This is a genomic window from Mycolicibacterium bacteremicum (genome assembly GCF_002086115.1).
Taxonomy (GTDB): Bacteria; Actinomycetota; Actinomycetes; order Mycobacteriales; family Mycobacteriaceae; genus Mycobacterium; species Mycobacterium bacteremicum.
Map to the genome: position 1 here is coordinate 340,043 of NZ_MVHJ01000001.1, position 24,929 is coordinate 364,971.

23 protein-coding genes are annotated in these 24,929 nt (G+C 68.0%); 20 read left to right on the forward strand and 3 right to left on the reverse strand.

Annotation, left to right across the window (positions count from 1 at the left end):
* Nucleotides 1-69 precede the first annotated feature (69 nt).
* From BST17_RS01555 to BST17_RS01585, 7 genes are read left to right on the forward strand one after another with little or no spacing between them, the layout of a single operon-like run.
* The gene (locus BST17_RS01555; protein ID WP_407937716.1) at nt 70-1,281 is read left to right on the forward strand and encodes an MCE family protein; all 1,212 of its coding nucleotides are present in this window, start codon (nt 70-72) and stop codon (nt 1,279-1,281) included.
* On the forward strand, nt 1,278-2,294 hold the full coding sequence (locus BST17_RS01560; RefSeq protein ID WP_083054872.1) for an MCE family protein: 1,017 nt from the start codon (nt 1,278-1,280) through the stop codon (nt 2,292-2,294). The genes BST17_RS01555 and BST17_RS01560 overlap by 4 nt, the downstream gene beginning before the upstream one ends.
* Complete coding sequence (locus BST17_RS01565; RefSeq protein WP_083055281.1) at nt 2,294-3,376, forward strand: MCE family protein; 1,083 nt, start codon at nt 2,294-2,296, stop codon at nt 3,374-3,376. Before BST17_RS01560 ends, BST17_RS01565 begins: the two co-directional genes overlap by 1 nt.
* Nucleotides 3,373-4,653: an MCE family protein gene (locus BST17_RS01570; RefSeq protein ID WP_083054874.1), complete on the forward strand. Its 1,281-nt coding sequence runs from the start codon at nt 3,373-3,375 to the stop codon at nt 4,651-4,653. The genes BST17_RS01565 and BST17_RS01570 overlap by 4 nt, the downstream gene beginning before the upstream one ends.
* Nucleotides 4,650-5,795 carry an MCE family protein gene (locus BST17_RS01575; RefSeq protein WP_083054876.1) on the forward strand — a complete coding sequence of 382 codons (1,146 nt, stop codon included), beginning with the start codon at nt 4,650-4,652 and terminating at the stop codon, nt 5,793-5,795. Before BST17_RS01570 ends, BST17_RS01575 begins: the two co-directional genes overlap by 4 nt.
* Nucleotides 5,795-7,282 carry an MCE family protein gene (locus tag BST17_RS01580; protein WP_083054878.1) on the forward strand — a complete coding sequence of 496 codons (1,488 nt, stop codon included), beginning with the start codon at nt 5,795-5,797 and terminating at the stop codon, nt 7,280-7,282. Before BST17_RS01575 ends, BST17_RS01580 begins: the two co-directional genes overlap by 1 nt.
* The gene (locus tag BST17_RS01585; protein ID WP_083054880.1) at nt 7,279-7,773 is read left to right on the forward strand and encodes an Rv2253/PknI dimerization domain-containing protein; all 495 of its coding nucleotides are present in this window, start codon (nt 7,279-7,281) and stop codon (nt 7,771-7,773) included. The genes BST17_RS01580 and BST17_RS01585 overlap by 4 nt, the downstream gene beginning before the upstream one ends.
* Here BST17_RS01585 and BST17_RS01590 read toward each other — a convergent pair.
* The 3 genes from BST17_RS01590 to BST17_RS01600 form a co-directional block, all read right to left on the reverse strand.
* Nucleotides 7,770-9,032, reverse strand: coding sequence for a TetR/AcrR family transcriptional regulator (locus BST17_RS01590; protein ID WP_083054884.1), 1,263 nt, complete (start codon nt 9,030-9,032; stop codon nt 7,770-7,772). The two genes, BST17_RS01585 and BST17_RS01590, sit on opposite strands and share 4 nt — an antisense overlap.
* A gap of 64 nt (nt 9,033-9,096) precedes the next feature.
* A complete protein-coding gene (locus tag BST17_RS01595) occupies nt 9,097-10,203 on the reverse strand; it encodes an acyl-CoA dehydrogenase family protein (protein ID WP_083054886.1) in 1,107 nt (368 codons plus the stop codon).
* Nucleotides 10,200-11,348 carry an acyl-CoA dehydrogenase family protein gene (locus tag BST17_RS01600; RefSeq protein WP_083054889.1) on the reverse strand — a complete coding sequence of 383 codons (1,149 nt, stop codon included), beginning with the start codon at nt 11,346-11,348 and terminating at the stop codon, nt 10,200-10,202. Before BST17_RS01600 ends, BST17_RS01595 begins: the two co-directional genes overlap by 4 nt.
* 87 nt (nt 11,349-11,435) lie before the next feature.
* Here BST17_RS01600 and BST17_RS01605 point away from each other — a divergent pair, with 87 nt between their 5' ends.
* The 13 genes from BST17_RS01605 (at nt 11,436) to BST17_RS01665 (ending at nt 24,918) form a co-directional block, all read left to right on the forward strand.
* Nucleotides 11,436-13,124, forward strand: coding sequence for a nitric oxide reductase activation protein NorD (locus BST17_RS01605; RefSeq protein ID WP_083055284.1), 1,689 nt, complete (start codon nt 11,436-11,438; stop codon nt 13,122-13,124).
* 75 nt (nt 13,125-13,199) lie between these two features.
* Nucleotides 13,200-14,018, forward strand: a complete 819-nt coding sequence (locus BST17_RS01610) for a CbbQ/NirQ/NorQ/GpvN family protein (protein ID WP_083054891.1) — start codon at nt 13,200-13,202, stop codon at nt 14,016-14,018.
* A gap of 2 nt (nt 14,019-14,020) precedes the next feature.
* Nucleotides 14,021-15,133 carry an ABC transporter substrate-binding protein gene (locus tag BST17_RS01615; RefSeq protein ID WP_083054893.1) on the forward strand — a complete coding sequence of 371 codons (1,113 nt, stop codon included), beginning with the start codon at nt 14,021-14,023 and terminating at the stop codon, nt 15,131-15,133.
* Between the two features lies 1 nt (nt 15,134).
* Nucleotides 15,135-16,268: a spirocyclase AveC family protein gene (locus tag BST17_RS01620; protein WP_083054895.1), complete on the forward strand. Its 1,134-nt coding sequence runs from the start codon at nt 15,135-15,137 to the stop codon at nt 16,266-16,268.
* On the forward strand, nt 16,261-17,292 hold the full coding sequence (locus BST17_RS01625) for an SDR family NAD(P)-dependent oxidoreductase (RefSeq protein ID WP_083054897.1): 1,032 nt from the start codon (nt 16,261-16,263) through the stop codon (nt 17,290-17,292). The genes BST17_RS01620 and BST17_RS01625 overlap by 8 nt, the downstream gene beginning before the upstream one ends.
* Before the next feature lie 19 nt (nt 17,293-17,311).
* Nucleotides 17,312-18,760 carry an aldehyde dehydrogenase family protein gene (locus tag BST17_RS01630; protein WP_083055287.1) on the forward strand — a complete coding sequence of 483 codons (1,449 nt, stop codon included), beginning with the start codon at nt 17,312-17,314 and terminating at the stop codon, nt 18,758-18,760.
* 13 nt (nt 18,761-18,773) lie between these two features.
* Nucleotides 18,774-19,994 carry a cytochrome P450 gene (locus tag BST17_RS01635; RefSeq protein WP_083054899.1) on the forward strand — a complete coding sequence of 407 codons (1,221 nt, stop codon included), beginning with the start codon at nt 18,774-18,776 and terminating at the stop codon, nt 19,992-19,994.
* Between the two features lie 110 nt (nt 19,995-20,104).
* On the forward strand, nt 20,105-20,518 hold the full coding sequence (locus BST17_RS01640; RefSeq protein ID WP_083054901.1) for a nuclear transport factor 2 family protein: 414 nt from the start codon (nt 20,105-20,107) through the stop codon (nt 20,516-20,518).
* 3 nt (nt 20,519-20,521) lie between these two features.
* The gene (locus BST17_RS01645; RefSeq protein ID WP_083054903.1) at nt 20,522-21,328 is read left to right on the forward strand and encodes an SDR family NAD(P)-dependent oxidoreductase; all 807 of its coding nucleotides are present in this window, start codon (nt 20,522-20,524) and stop codon (nt 21,326-21,328) included.
* 20 nt (nt 21,329-21,348) lie between these two features.
* Nucleotides 21,349-21,996: a nitroreductase family protein gene (locus BST17_RS01650; RefSeq protein ID WP_083054905.1), complete on the forward strand. Its 648-nt coding sequence runs from the start codon at nt 21,349-21,351 to the stop codon at nt 21,994-21,996.
* 155 nt (nt 21,997-22,151) lie between these two features.
* Complete coding sequence (locus BST17_RS01655; RefSeq protein WP_083054907.1) at nt 22,152-23,381, forward strand: sensor histidine kinase; 1,230 nt, start codon at nt 22,152-22,154, stop codon at nt 23,379-23,381.
* An 8-nt stretch (nt 23,382-23,389) separates the two neighbouring features.
* Entirely contained in the window at nt 23,390-24,064 is a 675-nt protein-coding gene (locus tag BST17_RS01660; protein WP_083054909.1) for a response regulator transcription factor, read from the forward strand.
* A 41-nt stretch (nt 24,065-24,105) separates the two neighbouring features.
* The gene (locus BST17_RS01665) at nt 24,106-24,918 is read left to right on the forward strand and encodes an acyl-CoA thioesterase domain-containing protein (protein ID WP_083054911.1); all 813 of its coding nucleotides are present in this window, start codon (nt 24,106-24,108) and stop codon (nt 24,916-24,918) included.
* The last annotated feature ends 11 nt before the right edge of the window (nt 24,919-24,929 follow it).

Consider the following 24,929-nt stretch of genomic DNA (forward strand, 5'->3'; position numbering starts at 1 on the left):
GAATCAAACATTAGGTTGCCATCCACGATTCTCGGCCGAGGGGATCTGGCCCGCCGTGGATGGCCCGAGATGTCGCCGGGAGGGACTGCCGTGCCGAGTCTGCTGTCACGATCGGTCGCCGGCATGGCGATGGTCGCTGCGGCGACGGTCGTCACTGCCATGGCCCTGACGGCGTTCCGGGGCGACTTCGACGACTCGGTCACGGTCACCGTGCTCTCACCACGCGCCGGTCTGGTGATGAACCCGGATGCGAAGGTCCAGTTCCACGGCGTCCAGGTCGGCAAGGTGGCAGCCATCGAGGATCGGCCCGGCGGGATGGCCGCCCTGCGCCTGGCAATCGAACCCGCACGGCTGCAGTCAATTCCGGCCAATGCCGTTGCCGATATCGCCGCGACGACGGTGTTCGGCGCCAAATCGGTACAGCTGCAGGTGCCGCCGGATCCCTCGCCACAGCCGCTGCATGCCGGGCAGGTTCTGCAGGCCGGGCAGGTGATGATCGAGATCAACACGGTTTTCGAACAACTGGTGTCGGTGCTCGCCACGATCCAGCCCGAAAAGCTCAACCAGACCCTCGGTGCCATCGCCGCCGCCACCGGCGGCAATGGCGGACAGGTCGGCCGGATGCTCGTCGACCTCAATTCTTTCCTTGCGCAACTGAATTCACGGATGCCGGCCATCAACCGCCACCTGGAATCGTTACCGGAGGTGCTGCGCTCCTACGCGGACGCCGCACCGGCAATGATCGCGCTCGCCGATGACGCCACCACCCTCGGCACCACCATCGTCGACGAGCAACAGAATCTGGACGCCATGCTGCTGGGCGCGATCGGGCTTGCCGACGTGGGAGAACAGGTACTGCAGGACAATCGCCGACCGCTCACCGACGCGCTGACGTTCCTCGCGCCGACCACCGAACTCACCAACCGGTACAACGAGGCGCTGCGCTGTGCGCTCAAGGGCATCACCCTGATGTCGACCAACCCACCGTTGAACGAGCCCGGCGTCGAGGTGCTCGCCGGATTCATGTGGGGTCAGGAACGGTACCGCTATCCGGAGAACATCCCGAAGGTCGCGGCCACCGGTGGGCCGCAGTGCACGGACCTTCCCGACGTGCCCTATCAGAAGGTGCCACCCTTCGTGGTGACCGATGTCGGTGCCAACCCGTGGTCGTACAACAACCCCGGCATCGTCCTCAACGCCGACGGACTCAAACAGATCCTGTTCGGCGGCCCCCGCAACGGCCCGCCGCGCAACAGCGCACAGATCGGGCAACCCGGATGAGCAGGCTGACAGTCAAACTCGGGGTGTTCACGGTCGTGATGGTGCTCCTGACCGCGGCGCTGTTCTTCGTGTTCGGTCAGTTCCGGACCGGCTCGACCCGGTCCTTCTCCGCGGTGTTCCACGACGTATCCCATCTGAGCACGGGAGAGAGCGTGCGCTTCTACGGGGTCAGGGTCGGCACCGTCGAGGACATCAGCATGCGGTCCGACAAGACCGTACTGGTGACCTTCACCGCCGACCGCGACGTGGTGCTGACCGACGGCACACGCGCCGTGGTCCGCTATCTGAACCTGGTCGGTGACCGGTATCTGGAACTGGTGGACGATCCGGGGTCCACCCGACTGCTGCCGCCCGGATCGCAGATCCCACCGGAACGCACCGCGCCGGCACTCGATCTCGACCTGCTGCTCGGCGGCCTGAAACCGGTTGTGCAGGGGCTCAACCCGCAGGACATCAACGCACTGACCGCCTCCCTCATCGAGGTGGTTCAGGGCCAGGGACCCACCATGGCTTCGCTGCTGTCGAATTCGTCGAGCTTCCTACAGACCATGGCCGACCGCAGCGCCACCATCACCGCCCTGATCGACAACCTGCGCGGCACGCTGGGCACGCTGTCGGCGCAAGGCCAGGATTTCAGCACGGCGATCGACCGGCTCGAGACGTTCATCACCGGCCTGGCCGCCGACCGCGAACCGCTCGGTACCGCGATCGAGGCGCTCGATCGCGGTACGGCGTCGCTGGCGGACCTGCTCGGCCGCGCCCGGGGACCGCTGGCGGGGACCGTGGATCAACTCAACCGGTTGGCGCCGGCGCTGGACGGCCAGAAAGACCTCATCGACACCGCACTGCAGAAGGCGCCGGAGAACTACCGCAAGCTCGTCCGCATCGGTTCCTACGGAAGCTTCGTCAACTACTACATCTGCTCGATGGCGGTGCGCGTCACCGATCTGCAGGGCCGCACCGCGGTCTTCCCGGTGTTCAAGCAGGAACAGGGCAGGTGCGTGGAACCCTGATGCTGAAATACCGCGGGACGAAATTGATCCGGGCCGGCATCATCGGTGCGGTCCTGATCGCATTGGTGGTGGCCGTCGGCCTACAACCGCAACAACTGATCAACTGGGCAACCACGGTGCGCTATCAGGCCGTCTTCGCCGACGCCGCGGGGCTGACAGTGGGGAACACGGTCGCCGTCTCCGGGATGGATGTCGGGACGGTATCCGATATCGAACTCGGCCGTGACGGCGCTCTCGTCACGTTCAGCGCCGATGCCGACCTGCAGTTCGGATCGGACACCACCGCACACATTCGCACCGGCACGCTGCTCGGGCAGCGCGAACTGACGCTGGAAACGGCCGGACCGGGCACCCTGCGCCCGATGTCGCTGATCCCGCTCGCGCGCACCTTCACCCCTTACACCCTGACTGATGCGGTCGGCGAATTGAGCGCGAACACAGCCGGAACCGACACCGCGGCGGTCAACAACTCCCTGGATGCCCTCTCGGCGACCCTCGATCAGATCGCCCCGCAACTCGGGCCGACGTTCGACGGGCTCAGCCGCATCTCACAGACCCTCAACCAGCGCGACCAGGCGCTCGGCGACCTCCTGCGCAGTAGCAACGCGGTCACCGAGATCATGGCCGGCCGCAGCCGGCAGGTGAACACGCTCATCCTCAATGCCGACGACCTGGTCGCCGTTCTCGCCGAACGGCGCTGGGCCATCGTCGAACTGCTGTCCCACGTCTCGGCGGTATCCCGCGAGCTGGCCGGATTGATCGCCGACAACGAGGCCGAGTTGGCGCCGTCGCTGGCCAAGCTCAATGCGGTGACCCAGGTGCTGCAGAAGAACCGCGACAACATCGCGACGGCTCTGCCACGGCTCGCGAAGTTCCAGATCACACTGGGGGAGACGGTCGCCAATGGACCGTACTACAGCGCCTACATCCCCAACCTCGATCTGCCGCCACTGCTGCAGCCCTTCCTGGATTACGCCTTCGGCTTCCGGCGCGGTGTGGACGCCGGACAACCGCCCGATGACGCCGGCCCGCGCAGCGAGTTCCCGTTCCCCTACAACGGAATACCGGAGAAGCCGAGATGACACGTCACCGGCGGCCGGTCACCGCCGCCACCGCGGCCGCACTCGTTGCATTACTGGTGGGGGCCGCATATGTGCTGGTGCACCCACACTTCGCCGCCAGAACCATCAGCGCCGTGTTCGAAACGGCCACCGGGATCTACCCCGGCGACCAGGTGCGGGTGGCCGGCGTGCCCGTCGGCACGATCAGCGCGATCCGGCCCGAGGGCACCCAGATCCGCATCGTCATGGATGTCGATGGCGACCTGGCGGTGCCCGCGGAGGCCAGAGCCATCGTGGTCGCCGAGAATCTCGTGTCGGCGCGTTTCGTGCAACTGGCCCCGCTCTACATCTCCGGTCCCACGCTGGCCGACGGTGCGACGATTCCACGCAGCCGCACCGCGGTCCCGGTGGAGTGGGACGAGGTGAAGACCCAGCTGAACCGGCTGGCAACCGACCTCGGCCCGCAGGGACAGGTGTCGACGACCGCAGTGGGTCGATTCATCGACAGCGCCGCCGACGCGCTCGACGGCAACGGAGCCACGTTGCGCCGGACGATCTCCGACCTCTCCGGTGCGGCAAATATATTCGCCGACAGCAGCGGTGATCTGGTGGGCACCGTCAAGAATCTGCAGACCTTCGTCTCGGCGCTGCGCGACAGCAGTGCACAGATCGTGCAGTTCCAGGATCGGCTGTCGACCCTGAGTGCCGCGGTCGACGGCAGCCGTGGTGATCTCGATGCCGCCCTGACCGATCTGTCCGCGGTCATCGACGATGTGCAGCGATTCGTCGCGGAAACCTCCGGCGAAACGACCGAGCAGGTGACCCGACTGGCCGACGTCACCCAGAACCTGGTCGATCACCGGATGGACCTCGAGCAGGTCCTGCACGTCACGCCGACCTCACTGGCCAACGCCTACAACATGTTCGATCCGCGCACCGGCGGCGCCAGCGGGGTCTTCGTCCTGAACAACATGTCGGATCCGAAGAGCTTCATCTGCGGCATGGTGGGCGCCCTGGAGAACGTGACCGCGCCGGAGACCGCCAAACTGTGCGCCCAGACCCTCGGACCCGCGCTGGACCGGGTCAACTTCAACTATCTGCCCTTCCCGTTCAACCCGTTCCTCACCGCCGCTCCGTCACCGGGCAAACTCATCTACAGCGAGCCCGAGCTGGCACCGGGACAGCGCCCGACCCCCGCGGACCCACCGGCGCCATCGGTATCGGCCTACACCGGTGCGCCCGCAGACCCACCGACCACCATCGAAGATCTGCTGTTCCCCGGAGCACCCCGACCATGACGCGACTCGGGGTGCTGGTGGTCACCATGATGCTCACCCTGTCGGGATGTGCGTTCAACGGACTGAACTCCATCCCGTTGCCCGGCACGGTGGGCCGCGGTGCCGACGCACAGCAGTTCCGGGTGGAGCTCGCCAATGTCGGTACGTTGGAGGCCAATTCGCCGGTATTGATCGATGATGTGGTGGTCGGGGCCATCGACAGCATCGGTGTCGCCGGACGCCACGCCGAGGTGGACATCTCGGTACGCGGCGGGGTCACGGTGCCGGCCAATGCCGTGGCCCGCGTCGGCCAAACCAGCCTGCTGGGATCCATGCATCTACAACTGGGCACCCCCGCCGGTCAGGCCCCAGACGGGCAGCTACCCGACGGGTCGCTCATCACCGTGGACCGGTCGATGAGCTATCCGAGTACCGAACAGACCCTGGCCGCGCTGTCGGCCGTCGTCAATCCGGGCGGCCTCGGGCAGATCGGCGCCATCGTCCACGACGCCAATCAGTTGTTCGCCGACCGCCAGGGCGACATCCGGGAGCTGATCGGTCAGATGGACACCTTCATCACCAACCTGAACACCCAGCGCGACAACATCATCGACACCATCACCGAACTCGACCGGTTCGCCGCCACCTTCACCGGCAACGACGACATCGTCACCAGGGCGCTGCGGACCATTCCAGCCGCACTCGAGGTGCTGAACCGGCAGCGGCCCGCTCTCGTCGGCGCACTGACCCGCCTCGGCGTGTTCAGCTCCACCGCCACAACAGTCATCACCGACACCCAGGATTACTTTGTGCGCAACCTGCAGAACCTGGCGCCGACCATGCAGGCCATCGCCGACGTCGGTCCCGAACTCGGCCGCACCCTGGCGTTCGCGACGGTGTTCCCGCTGGGCCAGAACCTCATCGACCGGGGAGTCCGCGGTGACTACATGAATCTGTTCGTGACCGTCGACCTCACCCACAACCGTCTGAAACGCGGCCTGTTCGCCGGCACCCGGTTCGGCGACGAGGAGGCACCGCTGGTTCCTGCTCCCGGTGACCCCGGCTACGCGAACTTCTACACCCGCGATCCGTTGGGCGCCCCGCTGCTGGCACCGCCGGTCCCGGATCCGTCGCCCTGGCCCACCACCGGTGGGGGTGGCTGATGCTGACCCGGCTCGTACGCGCCCAGCTGATCATCTTCACCATCGCCTCGGTGATCGGACTGTCCGTCATGCTGATCCAGTACCTGCAGGCACCGATGCTGTTCGGGCTCAACCGGATCACGGTCACCGTCCAGCTGCCGAGCTCGGGGGGCCTGTACCGGTTCGCCAATGTCACCTACCGCGGGATCCAGGTCGGCACGGTGAGCGAGATGGACGTCGACCGCTCCGGCGCGATCGCCAGGCTCTCCCTGCAGACCGCCCCACCGATCCCGGCCGACGTGCAGGTGCAGGTACGCAGCGTGTCCGCGGTCGGTGAACAGTACGTGGACCTGCGACCACGCACCGATTCCGGTCCGTATCTGCAGGACGGATCGGTGATCGACCGCGCAGACACCGTGATTCCGCAGCCCGTGGCGCCGATGGTGCAGCGATTGGACGCGCTGGTCGGGAGCATCCCGAAGGACAAGCTGGCCGGACTGCTCGATGAATCATTCCTGGCCTTCGACGGGGCTGGACCCCAGTTGCGTTCGCTGCTGGACTCTTCCGCCCGGCTGACGGCAGATCTGGACCACGCAGGCCCGCAGACCGGCCGCCTGATCGACGACGCGATCCCACTGATGGACGCCCAGCGCCGCAGCACCGACTCGTTGCGGTCCTGGACACGGAGCCTGGCCGGTGTCACCGACGAACTCGTCGCCAACGACGGCGAGATCCGGCGCATCGTCGACACGGCACCGCAGGCGACCGCCGAGGTGACCCGGCTCCTGAACGAGCTCAAGCCGACGCTGCCGGTGCTGCTGGCCAATCTGTCGACCATCGGTCAGATCGGGGTGACCTACCGGCCGGGACTGGAACAGATGCTGGTGTTGTTGCCGCCGTTGGTGTCCTACTACCAGGCTTCGGCACCCGGGCAGAATGCGACCGGCATACCGATCGGCGATTTCCGGATATCGGTCAGCGACCCGCCGGCCTGCACGGTCGGATTCCTACCGCCGTCGGCATGGCGCAACCCTGCCGACACCACCACCGTCGACACGCCGGACGGGGTGTATTGCAAACTGCCCCAGGATTCCCCGATAGCGGTGCGCGGCGCGCGCAACACCCCGTGCATGGGCGTCCCGGGAAAGTACGCACCCACCGTGCAGGAGTGCTACAGCGACCGGCCTTACACACCACTGGCGATGCGCCAGCACGCGCTCGGGCCCTACCCGGTGGATCCCAACCTGATCGCGCAAGGCATTCCACCCGATGACCGGGTCAGCGCCGATGACAACCTGTACGGCCCCGCGGCGGGCACACCGCCCCCGCCGCCGGCCGGTCCACCCCCGGCACCGCCGCCACCGCCGGTCGGTTTCGCGCACTACGATCCCGCCACCGGACAGTTCGCCACCGCGGACGGACACGTGTCGCGCCAGACCGACCTGGTCGATCCGGTGGCACCGGGGGACTGGCAGCGGCTCGTGCTGCCGGCCGGGGCGGCGCCGTGAGGCCGCCCCGGCCGGTGATCCTGTCGGCGCTGATCATCGTCGGACTGACGGGGATACCGCCGGCCGAGGCCGACGTCTCGGGTTCGGCCATCAACGGCACCTTCACCGCGGTGTCCGACGGGGTGTGGGCCAAGACCAACGAGAAAGTCGACGAGCGGCCCACCGTCACCGCGGTGTGGACCATCACCTCGATGTGCAGCAGCGCGTTCGACTGCACCGGGCAGATCTCCAGTAACCAGGGCTGGACGGCAGAGCTGCGCTATCTCAGCGGTCACTGGCGGGCTCGGCACACGATCGCGGCGTGGCAGTTCTGCCCCGACGGCTCCACGGCTCCCGGCCGGCAGGACTACACGTTCTGGCCGGCGCGCGCCAACGACTACGCAGCCGACGTGCTGACCGGGTGGGACGAAACGGTGGCACCCAGCGGGTCGTGCGGGATCAACAGATCGCTGACCATCCGGATGCCGTTGCGGCTGACCAGGATCGGCTAGCCGGAGCGGACGGCCACCCCACGGATCACGGTGTCACGGGAATGGGTGAGCGCCCGGTCGGCGCCCAGCTCGCGAAGGATGTTCTCGGGGATCCACTGCACGCCGATGACCCCGCGCGCCAGTAGTTCGGCATTCGGACTCTGCACGCGGATCTCGCCGGACCGGATGCCCTCGGAGAGCATGCTTTTCATCTGCCGGACGCGCGTGGAGAACGACCACCCGGGGTCCGCGACGTCGGGCGGCGACTGGCGCATCCATGCCAGCTGGATGCGGAACTCGTCGGGAAACTGGTCGAGCGCATTGATGTTGAGCCAACTGAGTGCGTCCAGTTTCTCCAGCGGGGTGGCCTGTGAGCGCAGCACCTCGCTCCAGCCACCGCCGACCTTCTGCCCGAACGCCAGCATGATCGACATCAGCAGCTCGTCCTTGGAACCGATGACCCGGTACACCGTTCCGGTGCCCATCCCCGCGGCCGCGGCGATATCGCGGATCGTCGTCATCTCGTAACCCCGCCTGCCGAACTCGGCGCGCGCGACGGCACGGACGTGGGAGGCCTTGTCGCCGAGAACCGGCCCGGCGTTCTCCGACCAGCTCTTGACCACCTCGTCGGCGGCGGCGAAAGCGGCCGACCGGTCCAACTGCGCGTCGGTCAGATCACGGCTGGCCAGCCCGTGCAGGTGGATGCGGCACAGCAGCGCGGCCACCTGGTCGCTGGTGCCCTTGTGGCGGATGACATCCAACCCGACGTGCAACATGCTCTGGCAGATCCGGTCGGCCAGCGTCGGCAGGTCCATCTCCGGCCGGATGACACCGCTCCACCGGCCGGCCCGCAGCAACTGCAGCATCGCGGACTGGATGCCCTCGGGACGGCGTCTGGTCAATTCGATCAGTTCGGGATCAGAACTCGGACCTTCGTAGAACGACATCTGCAACGCGGCGCGATGGGCGACCGCACACCGGGCGATCGCGCAGCCCAGGCCGATGATCTGGTCTTCGATCGGGCGCGGATCCGGCGCATCCAGATCGCTGAGCGCCTGCTCGCCGACCTGATCCAACGCCGCGTGGTACCGGCCGATCAACTCGACGAGGATTGCTTCCTTCGATTCGAAGTGGTGATACAGGCTGCCCGCGAGGATGCCCGCCGCATCGGCGATCTGCTGCAGCGAGGTCCGGAGTCCGGACTCGGCGATCACGTCGTTGGCGGTCTGCAGGATCTGGGTCCGACGCGTGTCAGTGGAGACGGACGATTGCTCGGTCATCGGCTCCCTAGGTGTCTGTGTCGGAATCTGCTTCGAATTGCCGATTCTACGACCTGGCCGGCGGTCAGCGGGGCATTGCTCTGCCCGGCCGTCCCGCACGGCAGCCGGCGACCAGGGCCGCACCCACCTGCTCCAATCCCTGATCGCTGGTGCCGAGCATCGTCGAGTATCCCAGCAGTCGACGCAGATGCAGATGTGCGTCGTGTTCCCAGGTGTAGCCGATACCGCCGAAGACCTGGATCGCCGTGTCGCCGACGGTCGCGAGGCGGTCCCCGAAGGCCCGTAGCCGCGCTGCGGCCAGCCACCGCTGATCGGCGTCGCCCTCGTCGGCGGCCCACAGTGCCCGCAGCACCCCGCCACGGCCCAGTTCGACGAACTGGTACATGCTCACGCAGAGTTGCTGCACCAATTGAAAGCTGCCGATCGGTGCACCGAACTGTCTGCGGTTCCCGGCATGTTCGAGGGTCATCTCGAGCAGTCGTTGCGCCGCACCGATCGCGTCGGCCGCGGCCAGCGCCGCCACATCGTCGGCCAGTGCGGCCGCCGCATCGTCGTCGGCCCGGCCCAGGACGCGGGCCGGCACGTCGGGCAGGTGCGCCCGGAAACTCCTGCGTGTCTTGTCCATCATCGGGATCGCCACCAGCACCAGATCGGCGGTGCGCACCGCGTACAGCGTCCAGCCCAAATCGTCGCGAACGGGGATGAGCGCGACATCGGCGGCCGCCGCATCGTCGAGTCGGTCGATCCGACCACGCAGCAGCACGTTCGGACCGTCACCGACGGGCGCGACACCGGCACCGCTGAGCGGTCCCACCGTCGCGACACCGGTACCGTCGGCGATCGCGGCGAGCAGTTGCGCCCCCGCAGCTTCGGCGCCGAACCGTGCCAGGGCACGGCACGCCGCCGCGCAGGACAGCCAGGGCCCGGAGTCCAATGCCGCGCCGAGGGCTTCGGCGATGATCCCGGCGTCCACCATCGTCGCCGCGGAGCCGCCGTATTCGGGGCTCACCAACAGGCCGGTCGCGCCGAGTGCGGCCAATCCCTGCCAGCGCGCATCGGTGGTGCCACGGGGATCATCGAGTAGCGCGCGTGCACCGCCATCGTGGGCGGCCAGAAAGGCACGCATCGACTGCGCCAGGGCGTTCTGTTCGGGGCTGCGTTCGAGGTTCACCGGCGCGGGAGTCCCAGCAGTCGGGCGGTGATGTTGTTGTTGATCTGGGTGGTTCCGCCGGCGATGCTCAGCGCATGCGAGGTCAGCCGGTAGTCGGCCCACTGCCCGCCGCCGTCGTCGCCCAGCATGCCGTAACCGAACGCGGCCAGGTCCTGTCCGATCTCCGCCCACACCGACTTGGCCAGACTGGCGGTGGCAAAGCCGTCCGTGCCGTGCACGGTGGCCGATATCGCACGCTGACACAGTGTCTCCAGATAACTGATCCGCAGTTCGAACTCGCCGAGGCGGCGCAGCACGGCTGGGTCGCGCAGCTGGTCTCCGGCCTCATCCAGGTCGTTCACCAGGTCGATCAGCCGCGTCTGCAGTTCGGCGTACAACCGCGCCGCCCCGGCACGTTCATGTGACAGCGTGGTGGTGGCGACCTGCCAACCCTGATTCAGCGTTCCCAGCAAGGCGCTCGCGGGCACGCGGACATCGGTGAAGAAGACCTCGGCGAAGTCGGTATCCCCGCTCAGCGTCGTCAACGGACGTGCCTGGATACCGGGCAGGGCCATGTCCACGATCAGGCACGAGATGCCCCGATGTTTCGGTGCGTCGGGGTCGGTGCGAACATAGAGCTGACACCAGTTCGCGCGATGCCCCAGCGAGGTCCAGATCTTCTGACCGTTCACCACGAACTCGTTCCCGTCCCGGACGGCGCGGGTGCGTAGTGACGCCAGATCCGATCCCGCGTCGGGCTCTGACATGCCCTGACACCAGATGTCGTCGGCGCGCAGCATCCGCGGCAGCAAGTAGGTCTTCTGCTGTTCGGTGCCGTATTCCATGAGCGCCGGCGCAATATTGTTGATACCGATCACGTTGAGCGGGTGCGGTACCCGGGCCCAGGTCATTTCCTCGGCGTGAATCAGAGCCTCGGCGACACTCGCCCCGCGCCCGCCGTACGCGGTCGGCCAGGACACCGCCGCCCAGCGCGCGTCGGCCAATGTCGCATTCCAGCGGCGCATGATGGCGAATGCCTCGTCCGAGTGCCCGCATCGGCGGGCAGCGCTGACGATGTCGTCGGTGAGCTGATCGGCCAGCCAGGTGCGCAGTTCCTTGCGGAACTGCTCGGCGGCCGGCGGATGACCGAAACCAAAAGGGTCCAAGAGTGTTCCATCGTTTCGACGTTGACTCGGTTCGGGGTGAAACTCTACGGTGGAACAGATATTTGGTCAACGGAGGTGCCGACGGCGGTGACGACCGGAGAAGCTGCAGCCGATCTGCAGACCCACGCCCTGCTCGCCTCGGCGCTGGCGGGCCGGACGGTGGCGGTACGCCCGGCCGCGCCGGGGCATCCCGCCTGGACCGACGGGGTGATCATTTACCTGGACCCGGCCGCCGACACGGTGTTCCAACGCCGATGCCTGGCGGTACAGGCATCGCTGATCGCCGCGGGCAGTCTGGAGGCAGACATCCTGCACAGGGTGGGCCGGCGCGCCCACACCACCCGGCGCTACCTCGCCGTCGAGGGACGACGCGCGCTGGCGGCCAACGAAGAATTACTGCCGCGGCCGGTCCGGGCACTGCTGGATTGTGTGCCCACCGGTGGCCCGTCCTCCGCACACGAGTCGCTGCAGACGGCACTGTCCGCGGCCAAGGTGCCGGCAGCGCCGCCCGAGTTCGGCATCCTGCGGCCACGCGAGATGGCCGCCGCACCCGTCGATTCGGTGCAGTCACGCCGTCATCAGGCCCGCAAGGACGGCGCCGGCCGGGCCGTCGATGAGTTCGACCCCGATGCCGAGGAGACCCTCGGAGACGACGAGCCCGACGTGCTCGATCAGTTCACCAGCCCGGTCGGCGGTGGTGCAACCGTCGGAAAGCTGCTGCAACGCATGATGAACCGCGTCCGCAGACTCTCCGGGGGCGGACAGCCGGGAGCCGATGCGGCGACGCACCGGTCCAGATCGGGAACAGCCGGCAGGGCCGCGGTGCTGTCGACCACCACCGCGCCCGGAGACGCCGAGGACGTCGCGGATGCGACCGGCCTGACCTATCCGGAATGGGACGTGCACCACCGCCGCTACCGTCCGGACTGGTGCACCGTCGAGGAGATCGATGCGTCCGCCGGACCTCCCGAGACGCTCGCCCGACCGGACGTTCACAGCCTGCGGCGGCCGCTCACCCGGCTCGGTATCGGCCTCGACCGGTGCCGGCGACAGGCCCAGGGCGACGATATCGACATCGACGCCGCCGTCTCGGCACGTGTCGACATGCTGGCCGGGGCCGCCGGTGGCGATGTCGCGGTGTACATCGACAATCTGCGCCGGCGCCGCGACCTCGCGGTGCTGGTGTTGCTCGACATCTCCGGCTCGGCGGGTGAGTCCGGCGGTGCGGGACGGAGCGTGCACGAGCAACAGGTGCGCACCGCCCACGCCCTGACGGTGGCATTGTTCGAGCTCGGCGATCGCGTGGCGTTGTACGGATTCCGGTCCCGCGGACGCGCGGCGGTGCACGTCGTGCCGGTGAAACGGTTCCCGGACACCTTCGACGCCGCGGCCGTCGGCCGACTGGGGGCGCTCAAACCCGGCGCCTACTCGCGTCTCGGAGCCGCCATCCGGCACGGCGCGGCCGTCATAGCGGACGAGGCCGGGACGTCGCGACGACTGCTAGTGGTGCTGTCCGACGGGCTGGCCTACGACCACGGATACGAGCGGGTCTACGGCGCTGCCGACGCGCGCCGGGCACTGGCCGAGGTGCGGAGGCAGGGGACCGGCTGCGTCTGCCTGACCGTCGGCGCCGGCACCGACACCGCGGAACTGCGCCGGGTCTTCGGCAGCGCCGCACACGCCGCGATACCGCGGCCCGAGGAGCTCGCCGGGGTCATCGGGCCGCTGTTCCGGTCGGCCCTACGCTCCGCGGACCTGCGCAGGCGGATCACCTGACTCCGCCGACAAAATGCTTGAACCAAACATCTGTTCCGGGTTACAGTCGATCCGGCTGCTGTCCGAGAGGAAGTCATGCATCCTGCTCAACCAAGATCTGCTGCGCCGCAACGTCCGTACTATGTCGCCGTCGCCGACGAGGAGCAGGTGTTCAAGGCTGCCCACCGACAGGGGCTCGCGGTCGTGCTCAAGGGCCCGACCGGTTGCGGCAAGACCAGGTTCGTCGAGGCCATGGCCCACGACCTGGGACGCCCGCTGGTCACGGTGTCCTGTCACGACGACCTCACCACCGCAGATCTGGTCGGCCGGTTCCTGCTCCGCGGCGGCGAGACCGAGTGGGTGGACGGACCGCTGACCCGGGCGGTGCGCGAGGGCGCCATCTGCTATCTCGACGAGGTCGTCGAGGCCCGGCAGGACACCACCGTCGTACTGCACCCGCTGGCCGACCACCGCCGTGAACTGCCGATCGACCGGCTCGGCGTCACGCTCACCGCGGCGCCCGGATTCGGCCTGGTGGTCTCCTACAATCCCGGATACCAGAGCGTGCTCAAAGACCTCAAGGATTCCACCCGACAGCGCATGGTCGCCATCGAGTTCGGGTTTCCCGCAGCGGATGTCGAGGAGAAGATCCTGGCCGACGAGGCCGGCATCGACCATCGCCGGGCGGCCGAGCTGGTGCGACTCGGGCAGGCCATCCGGCGGTTGGAGACCGGTGGGTTGCGCGAGGTCGCGTCCACCCGGGTGCTGATCGCGGCCGGACGGCTGATCGGTGAGGGGCTGACGCCACACGCCGCAGCACGTGCCGCCATTGCCGGACCCCTCACCGATGACTCGACGGTGACCAGAGGTCTCATCGAAATGATCGACGTGTATCTGCCCGCGGACGGAGAATGAGTATGGCCTACGAGAGCGCCGCCGAGCCGATCAAGGTCGGCTATCTGATGGACTTCACGCTGCCGGACTCCTACCCGCAGGAGATGAAGGACGACTTCTTCCAGCCGTTCCAGCTGCTGTTCGACGAGGCCCTGGCGCAGGGCCGCATCGACCGGCGGATCGAGCTGGTGTACCGCGAGGTCGAGGGTCTGCCCAAGGGGGCGGTGAAGAAGGTGATCGACGCCTACGGTGAACTCGTCGACGAGGGCTGCCTGGCGGTGTTCGGACCACACATCACCGACAACGCCGTACCCACCCGCGAGGCCATCGAAGAGCGGTTCCGGGTGCCCGCGCTCAGCGTCACCGGCAGTGACGACTGGCTCGGTGAGTGGACTTTCGCCTTTCCCCAGGGATCGCTGACCGACGAGCCGATCTTCTGGGCCGATCTGCTGGCCAAGGGCGGTCACACCGAGGTGGGTGTGCTCATCGAGGCGTCCCTGGTCGGTGAGACCTATCTGCGCCACTTCCGCAGCGCCTGCCGACGCAAGAACATCCGCATCGTCGCCGAGGCGACCATTGCCCAGACCGCGCAGAACGTGACGGAGGCGGTCGCCGCTGTCGCGCAGGCCAAGCCGAGCGCACTGGTGCACTGCGGGTTCGGCTTCGGCATCGTCTTCCTCAACGCGGTGCTCGCCGACATGGGTTGGGACCCGTCTCGATTCACCAGCACCGCCTTCCAGAACGCCTGGGTCAATCCGGTCATGTGGGAGGCGTTCATGGGCTGGACCGGCGTCGATCAGTACGACGAGAGCAATAAGGTCGGCCAGCGGTTCCTGGACCGCTACCAGCAGGCGTTCGGCCGGCGGCCCGAGTACTGCGTGCCGGTGGTGAACCACGATGTCGCCAATGCACTGCTACACGCCGTCACCGATGCCCATCCGCTCAGCCCGCGCGGAGTCAAGGAGGCGCTGGAGCGGGTCAAGATGCTGCCCGCCGCGGCCGGTGCACCCGGAACGCGGGTCTCCTTCGGCAACTGGACCCGACGCGCCTGGATGGGCGCGGGCTATCTGGTGGCGCGCACGCTCGACGCCGACGGCGTGAACTCCCATCTGGTCGACCGATTCGGGGAGGAGTGAGATGAGTACCGATCACCTCACCAGCGGCACCGAGTCCCCGACGTCACCGCAGCGGCGCCGATTCCCCTGGGGCATCGCATGGTTGGTGGCGGCGGCTGCGTGTATTGCCGTCATCGCCCACCACGCGCGCAGCGGCGCGGTATCACCGCGTATCCGCAATCCCGAGGTTGTCGGCACGCCACGTCCGGTGGACTTCCTCTTCGGCTTCGACCACTGGATCGAACTCTGGCAGATCTTCACCATCTTTTCGGTGCCCGCCCTGCTGATCGTCTGCATCATCGCCTGGCGGCGCAATCCCGGCAGCCCGATCGTGATGATGGCCGCCATCACGACCTTCATCGTATGGCAGGACCCGTACATGAACTGGGCCCCGTACGCGGTCTACAACCCCGAGCTGTGGCACTGGCCCGAGGATTGGCCGTGGGTGTCGCTGTCCCCGACGGTCGAGCCGTTCGTCGTGATCGGCTATGTCATGTTCCAGTTCGGCCCGTACTTCCCGGCGGTGTGGATCTTGCGGAAGTTGCAGTCCCGCAACGAGGTCGACGCGTTCGTGTGGCGCCACCCGTTGCTCACCCTGGGATCGCTGATCTTCGTCATCGGGTTCCTCTTCGACATGGTGCTCGAACTCACCCTGGTCCGCACCGGGCTCTACATCTACTCCCAGGTCATCCCGTTCGGGTCGATCTTCACCGGCACCACGTTCCAGTTCCCGCTGCTGTGGGAGTCGGTCATGGTCACGTTCGTCATGGTGCCCGCCGGCATCCTCGTCTACCGCGACGACACCGGCCGCACCGTCGCCGAGAAGTTGGCACACCGCTCGCGACTGTTCCTGTCCCGTCCGCGGCTGGGCATGTTGGTCGTCATGTTCGTCATCATCAACGTCGCCTACTTCGCCTACGGCCTGGGCTTCACCCTGATCAGGGTGTCCGGGGCAGCCACGTCGGTCGCCTGCCCCTGGCCCTATCCGGAGGCCAAGGTCTATGACCCGCAGGGCTATTACGAGGAGAACGGCGCACAGGGACCGTTTGCGGTGGGCATCATGTCGACCTGGATGAGCGGGCAGCCCGACGGCAGACCGGATGTGGTGCCCGGCTCCCGCAGCAACCGATGTGCACCGGAGGAGAACAATGGCTGACACCCGCACCGTAGTGATCACCGGCGCCTCCCGTGGCCTCGGTCTGGCGTCTGCGGCCCACCTGTACCGGCACGGCTGGCGGGTCGTCGCCGCCATGCGCTCGCCGGACACGGGTATGCCGAGACTGCGCGACGCCGCCGGGGCGTCCCCCGACGCCCCTCGGCTGATCGGCGTGCAACTCGACCTCGACGACGCGACCTCGGTGCGCTCGGCCGCCGCCGCGATCGAGGCGGCTGTCGGCGCACCGGATGCCATCGTCCACAACGCGGGCATCTCCGCCGCCGGGATGGTGGAGGAAACCCCGATGGAGTTGTGGGACAGGATGTTGCACACCCATCTGCTCGGACCGGTGCTGCTCACCAAGACCCTGCTGCCCTCGATGCGCGCGGCCGGGCGGGGGCGTATCGTGTTGATCTCCAGCCAGGGCGGAGTGCGCGGGATGCCCTCCATCGCAGCGTATTCAGCTGCCAAGGGCGCGCTGGAACGCTGGGGTGAATCGATGGCCGGTGAGATCGCCCCGTTCGGGATCGGGGTGACGATCCTGGCGACCGGCACATATGACACCGACATCATCACCGACGCGGGCACGACGGATTGCCGCGACTTCGCCGGACCCTACGCGCGCCACCATGCCACCGTCGACCGCCGCGGCCGGCTCGCGATGAAGATGGCCCGCCCGCCGCAGATCTTCGCCGAGGCGCTCGCGCGGGCGCTGGAGGACACACCGGCGTTCGTGCGCCGCCCGGTGGGACCGGATGCCCGGATGTTGTTGATCGCCAACCGGATCCTGCCCAGCTCCGGCGTACATCACATGACGCGGTTGGCCATGGGCCTGCCCGGCATGGGCAGCATGCGACCGGGTCGGCTGACCCCCGTACAGCAGGGCCTGGTCCTGGCGGCCAAGGTGCTGCCCCCGCCCGTGTTGCAGCGTGTCGCACTGCTGGCCATGCGTTTCGCGCCGCCACCGGCGCCGGTCCAGCCGGCCGGCGCCCCCGATCAGGAAGGGGCCCGCGCACATGGTTGACACCGGACACGAGACCCGCATGCTCATCGACGGCAAACTCGTCGAGGGTGCCGCCGGCGTCTTCGCCAACATCAATCCGGCCACCGAGCAGGTGATCGGTGAGGTGTCCGACGCGTCGACGGCCGACGCGCACCGGGCGATCGACGCGGCCCGGCGCGCCTTCGACCGAACCGACTGGTCCACCAACCGCGTTCTGCGCCAACACTGTCTGCGCCAGTTGCAGGACGCGCTGGAGGCCGAGCGCGAGCTGCTGCGTGAAGAGCTGATCGCCGAGGTCGGCTGCCCCCGTTCGATCACGCACGGACCCCAGCTGGACGCGCCGCTGAGCGACGCGCTCACCTATCCAGCGGACCTGATCGACGACTATCCGTGGGAGACCTCACTGGGTGATGCGCTGGTCTCGGTCACCGGTGTGAACACCACCCGCAAGGTCTGGCGGGAGGCGGTCGGCGTGGTGGGCGCCATCGTGCCGTGGAACTTCCCGTTCGAGGTCGCCATCCACAAACTCGGGCAGGCGCTGGCCACCGGCAACACCGTGGTGCTCAAAGCCGCACCCGACACCCCCTTCAACGCCACCCGGCTCGGTCGCCTCGTCGCCGAGCACACCGACATCCCCGCCGGCGTCGTCAACGTGCTGACAGCGTCGGATCATCTCATCGGCGAGGAGCTCACGCTCTCACCGAAGGTCGATCTGATCAGCTTCACCGGCTCTACCGCGGTGGGGATGCGAATCATGGAGAAGGGTGCGGCGACCATGAAGCGGCTGTTCCTCGAGCTCGGGGGCAAATCGGCCACCATCGTGTTGGAGGATGCCGACCTCGCCCTCGGCTGCATGATGGGCATCGCGCCGTGCGTGCACGCCGGGCAGGGCTGTGCCAATCCGACCCGACTCCTGCTCCCGCGCTCGCGCTACGACGAAGGGATCGAGATCCTCAGCGGCATCTATCGCGGGGTGCAGCCCGGGGATCCCCAGGATCCGGCCACCCTGTGCGGTCCCGTCATCTCCGACCGGCAGCGCACCCGGATCCGGGGATACATCGAGAAAGGCATCGCCGAGGGGGCGCGACTGGTCGTCGGGGGTGCGGAGCCGCCCGACGGGCTGGACACCGGATTCTTCGTCCGGCCGACCCTTTTCGCCGATGTCGACAACTCGATGACCATCGCGCAGGAGGAGATCTTCGGTCCGGTGCTCTCGGTCATCGCTTACGGGGACGAGGACGACGCGGTGCACATCGCCAACGACAGCCCGTACGGACTGGCAGGCAATGTCATATCCGGATCAGTGGATCACGCACTCGCGGTGGCCAGACGGCTGCGGGCGGGATTTATCGGGGTCAACGGGACCGCCGGCTACGGCGCCGACACCCCGTTCGGCGGATACAAGAACAGCGGCGTCGGCCGGCAGAACGGCACCGCCGGCTTCGATCAGTACACCGAGATCAAATCCATCGCCTATCCGGCGGTTTGAGGAGTTCAGCACAGTGGAACAACTTTTCGACGATCTGGAGGATTTCGGATCCTTCGACGACGCCATCTCCGGCGATGTCCGCGACCCGTATACCGAGATGGCACGGTTGCGCCGCGAGGAACCGGTGCAGCGGCTGGAGACCTCGGGCGCGCTGCCCCATGAGGAGTCGCTGCCGATGTTCATCGTGTACCGCCACGAGGAGGTACAGCAGATGCTGCGCGACAACGAGACGTACTCCTCGGCCGGTGTCATCGCCGCGTTCGGCCCGGTGTTGGGGGAGCGGGTGATGCTCGGCATGGACGAGCCAGTGCACGGCAGGCTGCGCGCCCTCGTGCAGAAGGCCTTCACCCAGAAGTCGTTGGCACGCTGGGAGGACGAGCTCGTCGGCCGGGTCGGTAACGCCCTGATCGACAAATTCGCCGGTGCCGGCCGGGCCGATCTGGTCAAGGAGTTCACCTTCGACTATCCGAGTCAGATCATCGCAGGGTTGCTGGGGCTGCCCGAGGAGGACTACCCGCAGTTCCAGCGATGGTCGATCTCGCTACTGAGCTGGCTGATGAACCCCGAGCGCGGACTGGCGGCGTCGGCAGCGCTGTGTGAGTACTTCGCCCCGATCCTGCAGGCGCGGCGCGCCGAACCTCGCGACGATCTGATCAGCGCGCTGGCCGCAGCCGAGATCGACGGTGCCAAGCTCGCCGACGAAGAGATCTACTCCTTCCTGCGGCTGCTGCTGCCGGCCGGGGTGGAGACCACCTACCGGTCGCTGGGCAGCCTGCTGTTCGCGTTGCTCTCGGACCCCGCCCAACTCGATGCCGTCAAGGCCGACAGGTCGCTGCTGCCGCAGGCGATCGAGGAGGGGGTGCGCTGGGAGTCCCCGCTGCTGACCATCACCCGGGTGGCCACCCGCGACACCGAACTCGGCGGGGTGCGGATTCCGGCGGGTGCGACGGTGATGCCGATGCTGGGTGCGGCGAACCGCCAGGATGATCGCTACCCGGACCCGGACCGGTTCGACATCTTCCGCAAGCAGAAGGCGAACGTCGGGTGGGGTTACGGAGTCCATGTCTGCCTGGGTATGCACCTGGCCCGGCTCGAGATGCGGACCGCCGTCAACCTGCTGCTGGACCGGTTGCCGAATCTACGGCTCGATCCCGATGGGGGAGACCCGCACATCCGCGGTCAGGTGTTCCGGTCGCCGACCGCACTGCCCGTGCTGTTCGACCCGGTGCGTTGATCGGCGACACTACGGGTTGTGGCGCGATCGGGCGTATTTCAGGCAACAACCCGTAGTCTCGGCCGTTACGGACCGCCCCGCATCGTCGTGCACCCGAACGGAGACCCACGATGACCGACCCCTATCGCGACCGCGCCGACATCACCGACACCCTGTTGCGCTACGCCACCGGGATCGACCGCCGGGACTGGGACGCTTTCCGCAGCGTGTTCACGCCCGACTGTGTGCTGGACTACGGCCAGATCGGCACCTTCGACGGCGTCGACGCCGTGACCGAGTTCATGAACGCCTCCCACGCGATGGCCGGGCACACCATGCACCGGTTGTCCAATTTCGTGATCACTCTCGACGGCGACCGCGCCACCGCCCGCACCTACGTGGACGGTCTGATTCTCGCTCAGGACAACACATCCGGTGTCAACGCCATCGGCTTCTACGATGACGACATGGTCCGTACCGACGCAGGCTGGCGCATCGCCAAGCGCGTCTTCACCTCGGTGCGCATCGTCGCGGTGGGGGACTGACACGTGTTCGCCGACAGGTACGGACCTTGGGCACTGGTGGCCGGTGCCTCCGACGGCGTGGGTGCGGCGTTCGCCGCCGAACTTGCCCGCCGCGGTGTCAACCTCGTCCTGGTGGCCCGTCGCGAAACGGTACTGGCCGATGTCGCGGAGCGTATCCGCGCCGAGACCGGGGTCGAAACCCGCACGCTGGCCATCGATCTGGCGCTCGACGACGCGACAGCCCAGATCGCCGCTGCGACCGCCGACGTGGAGGTCGGGTTCCTGGTGTACTGCGCAGGCGCGGAACCGCACTACACCCCGTTCCTGGACAGCCCGCTGAGCGCGGCCGAGGCGATGGTGCAGCGCAACTGCCTGACCCCGATGCGGCTGTGCCACCACTTCGCGGCACCGATGGTGGCGCGGGGCCGCGGCGGCATCGTGGTGTTCGGCTCCGGAGCGGGATTCGTCGGAGCCCCGAACATGGTCGCCTACGGCGCATCGAAGGCCTTCGACCTGGTGTTCGCCGAGGCGCTGTGGGCCGAACTGCGAGACACCGGGGTGGACGTCATCGGCCTGATCCTGGGTAAGACGGACACGCCTGCGCTGCGCACCCTGGAACACCGTCGCGGCGTGCTGGAGTCCGTCGAGGCGACTCCCGCCGATGCGGCCACCGTCGAGGAGGTCATCACCGAGGCGTTCGCGAACCTGGAGAACGGCCCTACGGTGCTGGTCGGCGACATCATGAAGGCCGCCGCCCAGATGCTCGGCACGCTGACCCGCCGGCAGGCCGTCGAATTGATGACGGCGGCCGGCGCCGCCACGATGGGCTGACCGCACGCTAGGGTGCCGACATGGCCACAGCGAGCAGTGACATCTGGGAGGTGCTGTCGACCGCGCGGACGATCCGTCGGTTCACCGACGAGCCGGTCGACGATGCCACCCTGACCCGATGTCTGGAGGCGGCCACCTGGGCCCCATCCGGCGCCAACGCCCAGGCCTGGCGATTCATCGTGCTACGCAGCGCCGCGCAGCGCGCGGTGGTGGCCGAGGCCGCGCGCCATGCACTGGCGGTCATCGAGCCGGTCTACGGGATGACCCGGCCCTCCGCGCAGGAGACCGACCTGGTCGCCCGCAACAACCGGGCCACCTATGAACTCCACGACCGCGCCGAGGAGTTCACCTCGGTGCTCTTCGTCCAGAAGCGCTTTCCCACCGCCTCCGACCTGTTGCTGGGCGGTTCCATCTTCCCGGCGATGCAGAACTTCCTGCTCGCCGCCCGGGCCCAGGGTCTGGGTGCGTGCCTGACCAGCTGGGCCTCCTACGGCGGCGAGAAGATCCTGCGCGAGGCGGTGGGGGTGCCCGATGACTGGATGCTCGGCGGCCACATCGTGGTCGGTTGGCCCAAGGGTCGCCACGGCCGGCTACGTCGCAGGCCGTTGACGCATGCGGTCAACCTGGACCACTGGGACGAACCCGCCGACGACCTGCTCTCGCACTGACGCGCGGGCGATGACGTTGCAGCACAGCTCATTCGCCGCACCGGCCACCCGCATCGGGCCGAAGCCCTCCCCGGCGCGGCTCCGCCCCTGGTAGGAGGGCGCAGCCCGCCCACGGCATGATGGTGATCGCCGCTCGGGGGTCCTACCATTGACCGATGCGCTTCGTGGTGCCCGAATTCCTGCGTCGGCGTTTCGAACGTCACAACGAGCTCAACGAGCTCGGGTGGAGCTGGATGTTCGTCATCACCACCGACACCGCGCTGGCCGTCATCGCCGTCATCTCGACGCTGCAACGGCCCGCCGCCGACTATCTGGTGGCGGTGCCGGTCGGCATCATGGTGGCGATGTGCCCACTGGTGGTGTTCTTCGCCGCGGGCGCGTCGTTCAACCCGTTGCTGATCTGGGGCGCTTGGTCGGGCGCGGCGGCGATCTTCCTGTTCGGCACCTCGACCCCGATACCCTTCGATTTCGCGCCACTGATCCTGGTGTTGATGGTCGGCGTGGTCGCGGCGATGACCCCACCGGCCGGCGGCCTGGCGGCGACGGCCTCGGCGGCCGCCATGCTGGGCGCGGCGGCGGTGTCCGGACGGCTCGACGGTGTCTGGCTCTACCTGAGCGTGCTCGGAATGGGTTGGCTGGTCGGCTATCTGATGCGCATCCAGCAACAGCTCATCGTGGCCCAGCGGGCAGCGCAGCACGCGCTGACCGAGCATGCCGCCGCCGACGAGCGCCGCCGGATCGCCCGCGAGGTGCACGATGTGATCGCCCATTCGCTCTCGGTCACCCTGCTGCACCTGACCGGCGCCCGGCGGGCGTTGCAGGAGGATCGCGATATCGACGATGCGGTCGATGCACTGGAGGACGCCGAGAAACTGGGCCGGGCCGCGATGGCCGACATCCGACGCACGGTCGGACTGCTCGACGGAACCCCGATGAAGATCGCACCGGAACCCGGGGTCGAAGACATCGCCCGATTGACCGATGATTTCGCGCGGGCGGGCCTGACCGTGACGCTGCGCACCGAGGGCCCCACCGCACAGGTGTCGCCGGCCATCGGACTCGCGCTCTACCGCATCGCCCAGGAGTCGCTGTCCAACATCGCCAAGCACGCCCCGGAGTCCCGGTCGACGGTCACGCTCGCGGTCACCGCCGATCGCGCCGCGCTCACGGTCGCCAACGAACTGCCGGTGCCCGCCGCGACCGACCGGACCATCCGCGGCCGGCTCGCCCCCGACGGTCGCGGTGTCCGCGGTATGCGGCAGCGGGTGCAGCTGCTCGGCGGGGCCATCGATATCGGCTCGACCCGCCAGGGGTGGACGGTGCACGCCGAACTCCCGCTCGGTGTCACCGGCCCCGCCGCCCGGACCGGCGGGTGCGGGGGATAGCTGCGCAGATGGACTTCACCAGCGACGGGGGATGGATCGACATCGCGGTGCTGCTCGTCGATGACCAGGATCTGGTGCGTTCCGGATTGCGCCGGATCCTGCGCCGCAAGGACGGTTTCGTGATCGTGGCCGAGTGCGGCGACGGAGACGAGGTGCCCGCCGCACTGGCCGAGCATGCCGTCGACGTCGTGGTGATGGATCTGCGGATGAAGCGGATCGACGGAATCGAGGCCACCCGCCGGCTCGTCGCCGCGGGCGGGCCGCCGGTCCTGGCGCTCACCACGTTCAACGAGGACGATCTGCTGTCCGGTGTGCTGCGCGCCGGCGCGGCCGGGTTCGTGCTCAAGGATTCCTCGGCCGAGGAGTTGATCCGCGCCGTGCGGGCCGTGGCCCACGGCGACAGCTATCTGGATCCCGCCGTGACCGCCCGGGTGCTGACCACCTACCGCCAGGTCGCCGACGGTCCGAGCCCGGTGCAGGTCAAAGAGCTCACCGGCCGTGAACTCGATGTGCTGACCCTCATCGGGCGCGGACGCACCAACGCCGAGATCGCCGACGAACTCTTCATCTCCGGGGTGACGGTCAAGAGCCATATCGGCCGGATCTTCGACAAGCTGGGCCTGCGCGATCGCGCGGCGGCCATCGTCTACGCCTACGACCACGGGATCGTCACACCGCGGTAGCCGGTCGGCGGTTCCGACATCCCCCGTGCGACGATGCGGAAATGACCGAACGGCCGTTCCATTTCCATCAGACCGAACAGGGCACCTTCACGCCGACCGCCTACGCGCAGAGCCACTGGGGTGACGACCATCTGAACGGTCCCGCGCTCGTGGGCCTGGCGGCGCGGTCCCTGGAAGTGCAGTTCGGCGACCCCGAGTTCCTGCCCGCCCGGCTGACCGTGGACCTGTTCAAGGCCGCCCGCGGCGTGCCGACGGTGATCAAGCTGGCCTCGGTACGCGAGGGCAGGCGGGTCCGCAACGCGGAGTGCGAGCTCGTACAGGACGGTGTCACCGTGGTGCGCGCGACGCTGGTCCAGTACCGGCGCTCAGCCCCGCCCCGCGGAACGGAGTGGGCGGGTCCGGCCGATTTCCAGATGCCCACCGACCGCGACGAGGAACGTGGAATCGGGGTCGGCAGCGATGACGTCGGCTGGACCGGGACCATCGCCGATCACCAGAACACCTCACGTAAGCGGTTGCTCAACCGCACCATCGACGTCGTGCAGGGCTCCGGCAATTCCCCGTTCGTGCGCGCTGCAATGGCCGCCGAGGGCACCAGCCTGGTCACCAATCTGGGCACCGCCGGCGTCGGCTACATCAACGGTGACCTGACCGTGGCACTGGCCCGGCTACCCCGTGATGAATGGATCGGCGTGCAGGCCGACTCGCACTGGACCGCCGACGGCATCGCCGTCGGCACCTCGACCCTGTTCGACAGTGCCGGGCCGATCGGCTCCGGCATGGTGACGGCGGTCAGCAACGCGGCCGCCCAGATCGACTTCCGCAACGACCCGTTCCCGGACCGCACCCGCTGACCATCCCCGCC